The sequence below is a fragment of the Paenibacillus maysiensis genome, from assembly GCF_000520815.1.
In the GTDB taxonomy this organism is placed as follows: Bacteria; Bacillota; Bacilli; order Paenibacillales; family Paenibacillaceae; genus Paenibacillus; species Paenibacillus maysiensis.
Genome location: NZ_ASRY01000116.1, coordinates 1 through 550, shown reverse-complemented (window position 1 = coordinate 550; position 550 = coordinate 1). Strand labels below are relative to the sequence as shown.

Genomic DNA, 550 nt, shown 5'->3' with positions numbered 1-550 from the left:
TTACATTTCATGGAACTGATTTTGAGCAAGTACAGTTAGAAAATGATATGCGGTGCGGAGCTGATTTTCCAGTAGCTGCCGACCTTTTCAAAATTTACGGTGATTTTCTCGTTCGCCTGCTTGGTTCCTGCCGGATAAGGCACGGTCAGCAGATAGCTGCGCTTAACGGGGGTCATCGTCACCATTTTCGCCGTAGCCCGGTTGAACTCTAGCAAATTGCCACCGTCTGCGTTCAACTGAGCTAGTCTGCCATTGACTTCAACGAAAAATTTACCGACAAATTGCTCACTGGCCTGCTTGGTGTAGGCCTGCGTCAGATAGCTGACCAGCTTGGTCTTCGTACCGATGTCCTCGGACAGATAGCGGTAGCTTTTGCCGTTCCACTGGAACGATTCGCCCACCGGGCTACCACCGCTGATCGCGTACAGATAACGCGACTGCGCCTCCAGCACAAGCGGAATGGCGCTCTCGTGATTCAGCTTGTCCAGCTGCGTTGGTTTCACGCTGGTAGCCGCGGCTGCTGCTGGCGCCGAAGTGGACGGCTGCTGCG

Annotated in this window: 1 protein-coding gene; it reads right to left on the bottom strand. The window is 53.8% G+C overall.

Going from position 1 to position 550, the window contains the following annotated elements:
- Nucleotides 1-35: 35 nt before the first annotated feature.
- The coding region (locus L696_RS0107745) for a DL-endopeptidase inhibitor IseA family protein (RefSeq protein ID WP_025683135.1) at nt 36-550 on the bottom strand (515 nt) is incomplete at its 5' end.